Here is a 9029-nt window from a genome sequence, read left to right as displayed (position 1 = left end):
AAAGTCGTGGCCTATGGGAAATAAGGCATCAGGATCCATGAGACAGACTAAATAGATCAGGACTTGGGATGGGAGGGGGAGACGAAAGATTGGATGAATCACGGGCAGCGCCACCCTAGTGTAGCGCTGCCTCAGTTTTTTGGGGAAGTTCTAGCGGTTGGGTTGCGGGGTGAAGCGCAGATAGGGTTTCACCGCACGATGACCTTTGGGAAATAGCCCGGGGATTTCTGCATCCGTTACAGCCGGCGTGATGATACAGTCCTCTCCGTCTTTCCAATTTGCCGGTGTGGCAACTTTATGTTTGGCGGTTAATTGCAGTGAGTCAACCACACGGAGAATTTCATTGAAATTCCTGCCAGTTGAGGCGGGATAGGTGAGCGTTAATTTGACCTTTTTATCCGGTCCGATCACGAACACCGAGCGAACGGTCATATTATCGAGGGCATTGGGATGAATCATATCATAGAGATTCGCGACCTTTTTTTCCGGATCGGCAATAATGGGATAACTTACTGTGCAATGTTGAGTCTCATTAATATCCTTGATCCAACCATTATGGGAGTCGAGTGGATCCACGCTGATTGCTAATACTTTCACATTTCGTTTTTTAAACTCTTCCGTCATGTTCGCCATGGTTCCCAATTCCGTGGTGCACACCGGAGTGAAATCCTTGGGATGTGAAAAGAGTATGCCCCATCCGTTCCCAAGCCACTCATGGAAATTCACGGTGCCTTGAGTCGTTTCTGCTGTGAAATTTGGTGCTTCATCTCCCAGACGTATTGCCATAATATTTCTCTCCCATGATGAATAAAGTGAATAATATATCTCTGCGGTAGAAAGCCCGCGAGGAAATTGGTTGGCTCCTATTGGGAATTTCCTCAAAAAATTCAGAGGTATTTTAGTGTAAGGCAGTCCTCGCTATATGGTCAACTTGGACCAAGATGCGCTATCGTAAGTCGGTCTCATCGAGACATGGACTTTTTCTCAATCCATTGTCATTTAAGAATAGAAAAGTAAAAAGGAATAGAAGAGCGTATGGCTGAGTCATCACTTCGGGTCGCGATTATATTGGGCAGCAAATCGGATTGGGACACCATGAGATTAGCCAGTGAGACTCTTACAAAGCTCCATATAGCCCATGAGAGTCTGGTCCTTTCTGCGCATAGGGCTCCGGATGCGTTGGTGGAGTATATTGGTGAGGCTGAAGCTCGGGGAGTACAGGTATTTGTTGCCGGGGCCGGGGGGGCGGCTCATTTAGCCGGGGGAATTGCGGCGAAAACGCAATTGCCGGTGTTGGGTGTTCCCATGCAATCAAAGGCCTTGCAAGGTCTCGACTCCCTCTTGTCGATTGTTCAAATGCCCAAAGGTATTCCTGTGGGAACCTTGGCGATAGGGAGCGCGGGTGCGGTGAATGCGGCGTTGTTGGCTGCTGCGATTTTAGCATTGGCAGATGATACCCTCTCCAAACGGTTACAAGCGTATCGAGAAGAACAAACGCGGGCTGTGTTGGCAGAACAGTTGTGAGTGTCGATGGAGAATGAGCTAGATGGTTCGAGAAAGAAGGTGCATGATAGGCAGGGTATTGGTATGAGGCGTGATCACTGGAGCCTCCCCAACCGGAGTCATGGATATTCTGTCCGGTTGACTAATAGGATTTTACAAGGCAACCCATCCCGGTACTTGCAGGGATGAGTGCCGCGATATGAAACGCCTGTCTCGTATCCGAACAGGACAGACATCCTGTCTGACCAGACTGATGTCTGTTAATCTCTATTCGGTTTGATGGTCGTGGCGTCTGTTTTAGTTTTTTACATCGTCGATCCATTCAAATCTGAATACTAGTTTTCCCTCCATTTCAATTTTCTCCCTAAACATCTTGGCCGGTCTGACCCAAAGGCCGCAATCGCCATAGAGTGCGCGGTAGACCACAAGGTCTTCTTCTGTTTCTGAATGTTTGGCGACGCCAATGACCTGGTATTCATTCCCTTTATAATGACGATATCTACCGGGTTGAATAACTGAAAGGCTTTGGTCTTGAGGCGACTGTGGTGTGTTCATAAGATGTATGGGTGTTGTTCTGTTCGAATGGTGCCACAACCGGCTACGAAGTGCCTCGCAGAGGTCCGATCATAATGGGTTAGGGCTGTGAGTGGTGTTGGCGATACGCATAGAGGGCGATGCTGCCTGCGACTGTCGCATTTAATGGGATCGACGGATGGATTTGAGGAATACACAGACGTTCCGAAAACTGAAAGGGTGGAACACCTACGCCTTCCTCGCCAATAAGGAGTCGAACATGTTGAGGCCATTGTACCGTAGACATATTCGTCCCGTGTAAATCTAATGCGGTAATCCATTGCAATGTTTCCGGGGCATCCAGGTCGGTAATGGAGTCTGCCCATTGTAAGGACTGGACAAACACGGCGCCGCTACTGGCACGAATGACCTTCGGGTGGAAGGGGTGGACGGCTTCCTGAAGCAACACCACAGTTCGCACGTCAAACGCTCGACAGCAGCGTAGCAAGGCCCCCAGATTCCCAGGGTCTCCAATCGGGCACAAAACTTCCAATCCGTTGGGGGGTCGGTTTAGATTTGTATGAGACATTTCGGGGACGTCGCAGACCAGGAGCGGTTCTTTTGTTCCAAACACATCCAACTCCTGAAACAGGGAATGAGACAGTTGATAGTGGATGGCCTGAGATGGGAGCTCCTCTCTGGAACTCCACGATGGCGGAAGTAAGAGTTCATGAACAGTCACCCCGGAATTCGTTCCGATTTCCTTTCGGAGTTTATTCCCGGAAACGAGGCAGAGGCGATGCCGTTTAATCCCATGAGAGTCCAGTAATGATACCCATCGCTTGAAGTGGGGATTTTGTCTACTGGAGATCGGGTGTGGTTGATTCACGAGGCTTTAGGGGAAATTGGAGTGAACGGGTAAACGGGGGATCAAGGAATCCTTTTAGGCTTACTGTTTGTAGCTAATGGGAGAGAGCATAACAAAAAGTGGCTCAAGAGACCTAGAGAAAATGCCGATAACTGAATCAAACAGTTACCCCGCTCTCCCCATGCATTCGCTGGATAGTTCACCGAAACAAACATAGGCAGAAGTGACTTGAAGAGGAGGGAGACATGTTAGGATCTTGGTCCATTGGGAAAAAAGATCAATCTGATAATGGGTCCCAAAAGGAGCAGGGCGCAAACGGGTCTAGGCCTGTAGGGGAATCGGGAGAATCCGACAAGGCTGTAGAATCCTTAGCCCGGGTGTTGCGATGTCTGGGTCGCCATGCCTTTGAACTACACCAACTCTCGGAAGAGGAGATAGAAAAGGAGTTTGAACGGTGGGCGAGACATGTGTTGGTGGGTGCTCAGATTGACGACGATATAAAAAAACGCGAGACAAGCCCACGACGGGATTGGGGGGCACTCACTCAATTTGTCAATGGACATCGGCAACAGGAAAAATCCTATGTGACACGCAATCTCCAAGATATGCGAAATGTTCTTTGCGAATTTACCAATATCATGGGACGCGCATTTGTGGAGGATCAGGAAACTGATCAAAACGTGACGACCCATCTGGTCCAATTGCGTTCGGTCACCGAGGAAGGTTCTTTCCACGATGTGAAGCAGGCCTTATTGGCTGTGGTTGAAGGCATCAGTGCTCTTGTGGATGAACGAAAAGAACGTCAGCGACAACGCTTGGAAAGTCTTGGAGAAAAATTGCGTGTCGTTGAGGAGGAATTGGGAGGTGCACGAAAGCTCATGACGCTGGATGCTCTGACCCAGCTGTATAACCGTGGAGCGTTGGATCTTCAATTAGAACGAACGGCCAGCGTGAGTTTTTTCTCCGGGACGTCTGCTTGTATTTTGATGGTGGATGTCGATCATTTTAAGCACGTGAACGATACCTATGGCCATCCGGCTGGCGATGTGGTGTTACAGCAGCTGGCGAAACGGTTGGTGTCGACCTTTCCCAGGAAGACTGATTTTATTGCCAGATATGGAGGGGAAGAGTTTTGTGTCTTGCTTCAGGGAGCCGGGGAGGAACTCAGTCAGCGATTGGGCGAGCGCCTGCTGGAGGCCGTTAGAGGAGAGGAATTTTCCTACCAAGATATCACCATCCCGGTCACGGCATCGATCGGATTGGCGGAGTTACTCCCTGGTGAAACCGTCCTCTCATGGCTTGAACGTGCAGATCGTGCGTTGTACCGGGCAAAGGACAATGGTCGGAATCAATTATGCCTGGCAACTGAGAATTCTGGAGTGAGGAAGAAAGGCTGAGTCAGAGCGGTAGGTGTGAGCTTCGTTTAGCTGAATAGCTGAGGATCAGTGGAGTTCAGTTGTTGTAAGGCTAATTGATGAATGTGAGCCATGTCTTCGAAGTTTCCGATCCGGCTGTGGAAAAAACTGGCAATTTGTGGAATTCCTGCCATGATGTGACCAAGAATCGGTTCCCAGTCTTCCGGTTGTAGGGTTAGGCGACCCTGACTGTTCTTTTGGGCTGAGGCAATGGCAGCGTCGGTATCGGGATTGGTCCAGATGTCCGCAATGATCCCGGAGAGTGCAACGGTATCCACCAGAGGCTGAAAGTCCAACGGAGTCTCAAATAATTCAGGAGTATGGCTATAGAGAATGGCCACCTGAAACTCCTCAGGAAGTTGCCAATGCTGGGCCAGCCAGGCTCCCACCTGTGAATGATCAACCCCTAAGTGTTCAAGCTCATATTGGTGTAATGTGGCATGATTGTCCTGATTGTGTTCCTGGAGCAAGGCAATTTCCTTTGAAGCTACCTCGTTTAATGCCAATAGTCCGATATCCTGAAGCAGGGCACCAAGAAACATGAGTTCTACGTCCGGAAAGGAGAAGTGTTTTCCAATGGCGCGAGCTGCCACACTGGCCAGAATGGATCGCCGCCAAAACTTGACATGGTCAATCCCATAAGTTGAGACCTCTTTCATGTCTTTAATTAAACGATAAAAGCAAAAAGACAGAGCCAGATTGGCGATCGTTGAAAATCCAAGCAAGGTCACGGCATGTCCGATGCTGTTCACCTTGTGTCGAGACCCACCGTAATACCCCGAGTTCGCCATAAATAAGATTTGAGCCGCCATTCCCGGATCCTGACTTATGATCGTGGCCAATTCTGAGGCATCAGTGTCCTCATTTTGGCACATTTTAAGAATGGTCGAGGCCAGGGGGGACAAGATCGGCAAGGATTTACAGTCTTTAATTCTCTCAAAAATTGTGGGAACTTCTTCGTCTTGAATGGGATTTAATGGAAGTGTGAGTTGCATGAAAGAATCCTGGTGAAATGAAGAAAGGAAGCGATATTTATTACATCTTCGCTTGCCTCTTTAACGTCTTTCCTTTTTTCGGTTAAAACAAGGCAGGGCTTAAGCGGGTTCCTGGGATAGATTTATACGGGAATATGGGTTGAGGAGGTATTTGTATTTTTTTATGAGGCAGAATTACTAATCTAAAAGTTTTGGCCGATATTCCAATCCCAAACGAAAGGTGAAGGGCGGAGCTGGGAATCCGGCAAACTGTTCATAGGAGGCGTTGGTGACGTTTTCGAGGGCTGCATAACAACTCCATGTGGTGAAGGGATGGTAATTCAGAGTGATGTCTGCCTTGGCAAATCCTCCTACTCGTGTGGTTTGGGTTGGAACCTGAAAATCGGAACTGGAACTGACCCATGTAACTTGGCTTTTCAAATTGACAGTCGAAGAAAGCCTCATCGTAACTCCAAGCCATCCGCGCCATTTGGGGCGGTTTCTTAGGGAAGCTCCCGTTTCTGTCACTTGAGTGGTGAGGTGGGTGAGACTAGACTGGAAAGAAACAATAGGGATTGGCGTGAGGGACAAGGATACATTCCAACCGTGTGTTTTCGCCTCATCAATATTGGCGAGGCGAATAATTCCTTGATTGAGCAGTTCGGGATCGAGGTCAATAAGGTTGTTGAACCGGTTGTGGAAGAATTCTATCGTTGCGGTAAATTCTTCATCGGCTGTGTGATAGTCTAGGCCGAGATCCCACCCGACGCTGGTTTCGGGTTGTAATGAGGGGTTTCCAATTAAGGGGTCTCCTAAGCTGGATAAGCTGGGCAATTTGAATCCTTTGCCATAGCCTCCACGAATTCGCATTGAGGGTGAAAGTTGATAACTCGCTCCAATCCTGGGGCTAATCTTCGGCTGAAATCCCTGTGAGATATCAGCACGAATACCGGAATTCACGGTCAGTTTGTGCCACCAGACTGAGGTCAGTTCGGCAAAGGTTCCTCCGAGTGTTCGCCGAATGGCAAAGTCATCTGATTGGTCAGAGGTGCCTCCGAAGGAACTCAAGTCTTGCGTCCCGTTCCGTCTTCCGCGTTCATGAGTCAACTGTTCACCAAGTGAAAATTTCCATTGCGGGCTGATCGTCCAGGTTGTCGTTATACGTGTTTGAACACGGGTATAGCGGGTCTCAAAGTCCGACGGGGGCAAGGCAAAAAGAGTTGGGGTGGCAAGAATTCCGGGATTGGACACGTCTTGAACCCTCCGAGTCACACTCAGAAATACCTGATAGTGCCAACCAGAAGGAATGTGAAAAGAAGCGGATAACCCGGTCAAGAATTCTTGTGTCTTTCGTCTTTCGGTTTCCCGGAGCAAAGCGAATTCCGAACCACCGCTGCCTTCTGGAAAACTTCGGACCGTTGAGTCGGTATATTGCCCGTTTAGATGCATGTCAACGTTGGAATCTGTCTGTAAGGAAATATTCCATCCAGCCGAATCCATTGAAAATGAATCTTTCTCGATTTGCTCTCCATTTTGGGTATGTGATATCGAAATATTGGTGGACAACGGTCCAACAGATCCTCCTGTTTGAAAAAGCCCTTTGAGATAATCGAATCGACCGCCCTCCCCCAGTAGGCGAAGAGAGGGAGCCGTTGAAGCTGATTTGGTAATGAAATTGATTGCGCCCGCCATGGCTTCCGATCCATAAAATGCCGAGAGAGGCCCTCGAACAATTTCTACTCGATCGATTCGATCAATGGGAATTGTGGAAAGATCAACTGATCCACCTCGTTGATTTGTTGAGTCATTCATGGGGATACCATCCAGCATAACCAAGGTGAAGTTGGGATCGGCTCCTCGAAGATATAGTGAGCTAATGCCACTTCTCCCACTCATTTCATCGGTATGAAGTCCTGGGACTTGTTGGAGCATGGTGGTAACCCGATTGGGCTGAAGGGGAGCAAACTGTTCAGCGTTGAGGATTGTCACGCTCTGAGTCGATTGGTGGGGTTGGGTGGGTTGGGCTGAGCCGGTGACAATTATCGTATCAAGGGTTGTTACCGGTGTATCCTGGGCCTGTACCGGCTTGAGAAGCACCATGCTTAGCCCTGAAAGACTTGCCAAGAGGATCATGCCTGACAATGGCGGGAAATGGGTCGGCATAATACAATGACATTCCGGTGGGTACCGAAGTTCGCTTATCGGACCGGCACAGCGGTTTTCACCGGATAGGATCTATACCAATTTTCAAGACTTGTCCACTTACTTACAGATGGAAGTTTGTTCATGAAAAAACGCAAATTTCGAACCGAGCCTTTAGCGACCTCTTCCATGCCATCGGGAGTCCTGCATTTAGTTGTCAATGAAGGCGCGGAGCGATTTAGTTACTATGGCATGCGTTCCATTCTGGTGGTGTTTATGACCGGGATGTTACTGAATGCCCAGGGAAGCTTGGATCCCATGGGCGAGGCAGAAGCAAAAAGTTATTTCCATCTGTTTGCCTCGGCCGTGTACTTTTTCCCTTTTTTGGGGGCGATCTTGGCCGATGCCTTTTTGGGGAAATATAAAACCATCATTCTTCTTTCTCTGGTGTATTGTGGCGGTCACGTCGTTTTGGCTTTCGATCACACCCGATTCGGCCTACTTCTTGGATTGACTTTAATTGCGATCGGCTCCGGGGGCATTAAGCCCTGCGTGTCAGCTAATTTGGGGGATCAGTTTAGTCTTACTAATGGGCATCTTTTAACCAAGGCCTTTGCCTGGTTTTACTTCGCCATCAACGTCGGAGCTTTTGGATCCGTGATGCTCACCCCCTGGCTTTTGGAGCATTATGGCCCTGGCCTGGCATTTGGGGTGCCTGGCATCTTGATGCTTGTGGCGACCATCATTTTTTGGTCTGGCCGGACCCATTATGTCCATATTCCTCCTGACCCGTCCGGTGTGCTTCAAGCGCTTTCTAGTCCACAGGCTTGGCGTGCGATTGGAAAGTTGGCGGGTATTTATGTGTTTGTCGCATTTTTTTGGTCTCTCTATGACCAAACGGCTTCAGCATGGGTTCTTCAAGCCCAACACATGGACCGTGTGTGGATGGGTGTTGAATGGCTGCCTTCGCAAATTCAGGCAGTGAATCCCGTCTTGATCATGGTGTTTATTCCTTTGTTTACCTATGGGGTTTATCCGCTTTTGAATAGAATCGTTTCCCTGACCTCATTGCGAAAAATGGCCATGGGCTTTTTTATGACGGTTGGGGCATTTCTGATCTCAGCCTATATTGAGCAACAGATTGAATTGGGGATGGAACCGGCGATTGGCTGGCAGTTATTGGCCTTCGTGGTGATTACGGCTGCGGAAGTCATGGTGTCTATTACTTGTCTCGAATTTTCCTATACCCAGGCTCCACTTAAACTCAAATCGCTCCTGATGGGCTTATTTTTGCTGTCAGTGTCCCTAGGAAACGGGTTTACCGCCATTGTGAATTTTTGGATTCAGAATGCCGATGGGACTGTTGCGTTGACCGGCCCAAACTACTATTGGTTTTTTGCGGGCGTCATGTTTCTTGTGGCCTGTCTGTTTCTCCTGGTGGTGAAAGGTTACGAGGAAGAAACGTATTTGCAGGGAACAGGACGGGGATGATCTGATCCGGGTATCAAGGTCTCGCCCCTTCAACAATTTCAATGCTCAAGCTTCTTCCTTACACCATTGGTGGAGATGAATATTCATTCCCACTCTGTAAATCAGATTTAGACGAAGAATTCT

General features: G+C 48.7%; 8 protein-coding genes. 3 read left to right on the top strand and 5 right to left on the bottom strand.

Annotated elements, in window-relative coordinates:
- Positions 1–150: 150 nt before the first annotated feature.
- A complete protein-coding gene (locus AAH187_RS18075) occupies positions 151–786 on the bottom strand; it encodes a peroxiredoxin (protein WP_342349885.1) in 636 nt (211 codons plus the stop codon).
- Positions 787–1035: 249 nt separating this feature from the next.
- Here AAH187_RS18075 and purE point away from each other — a divergent pair, with 249 nt between their 5' ends.
- Positions 1036–1524 carry a 5-(carboxyamino)imidazole ribonucleotide mutase gene (gene purE, locus AAH187_RS18070; RefSeq protein WP_342349884.1) on the top strand — a complete coding sequence of 163 codons (489 nt, stop codon included), beginning with the start codon at positions 1036–1038 and terminating at the stop codon, positions 1522–1524.
- Between the two features lie 276 nt (positions 1525–1800).
- On the opposite strand, the gene AAH187_RS18065 is transcribed toward purE, so the two are convergent.
- Both AAH187_RS18065 and AAH187_RS18060 read right to left on the bottom strand, forming a co-directional pair.
- Entirely contained in the window at positions 1801–2058 is a 258-nt protein-coding gene (locus AAH187_RS18065; protein WP_342349883.1) for a DUF1653 domain-containing protein, read from the bottom strand.
- Between the two features lie 79 nt (positions 2059–2137).
- Positions 2138–2758 (bottom strand): RNA methyltransferase, encoded by a 621-nt coding sequence (locus AAH187_RS18060; RefSeq protein WP_342349882.1) that lies wholly within the window; start codon positions 2756–2758, stop codon positions 2138–2140.
- 371 nt (positions 2759–3129) lie between these two features.
- Here AAH187_RS18060 and AAH187_RS18055 point away from each other — a divergent pair, with 371 nt between their 5' ends.
- On the top strand, positions 3130–4281 hold the full coding sequence (locus tag AAH187_RS18055; RefSeq protein ID WP_342349881.1) for a GGDEF domain-containing protein: 1152 nt from the start codon (positions 3130–3132) through the stop codon (positions 4279–4281).
- Positions 4282–4307: 26 nt separating this feature from the next.
- Here AAH187_RS18055 and AAH187_RS18050 read toward each other — a convergent pair whose 3' ends face one another.
- Positions 4308–5294, bottom strand: coding sequence for an HDOD domain-containing protein (locus AAH187_RS18050; RefSeq protein ID WP_342349880.1), 987 nt, complete (start codon positions 5292–5294; stop codon positions 4308–4310).
- Between the two features lie 177 nt (positions 5295–5471).
- Positions 5472–7397: a TonB-dependent receptor gene (locus tag AAH187_RS18045; RefSeq protein WP_342349879.1), complete on the bottom strand. Its 1926-nt coding sequence runs from the start codon at positions 7395–7397 to the stop codon at positions 5472–5474.
- A gap of 162 nt (positions 7398–7559) precedes the next feature.
- Here AAH187_RS18045 and AAH187_RS18040 point away from each other — a divergent pair, with 162 nt between their 5' ends.
- Complete coding sequence (locus AAH187_RS18040; RefSeq protein WP_342349878.1) at positions 7560–8906, top strand: POT family MFS transporter; 1347 nt, start codon at positions 7560–7562, stop codon at positions 8904–8906.
- The last annotated feature ends 123 nt before the right edge of the window (positions 8907–9029 follow it).

The sequence above is a fragment of the uncultured Nitrospira sp. genome (assembly GCA_902500695.1).
In the GTDB taxonomy this organism is placed as follows: domain Bacteria; phylum Nitrospirota; class Nitrospiria; order Nitrospirales; family UBA8639; genus Nitrospira_E.
Note: the sequence above shows the minus strand (reverse complement) of the source record. Positions and strands in the feature narration are given on the sequence as shown.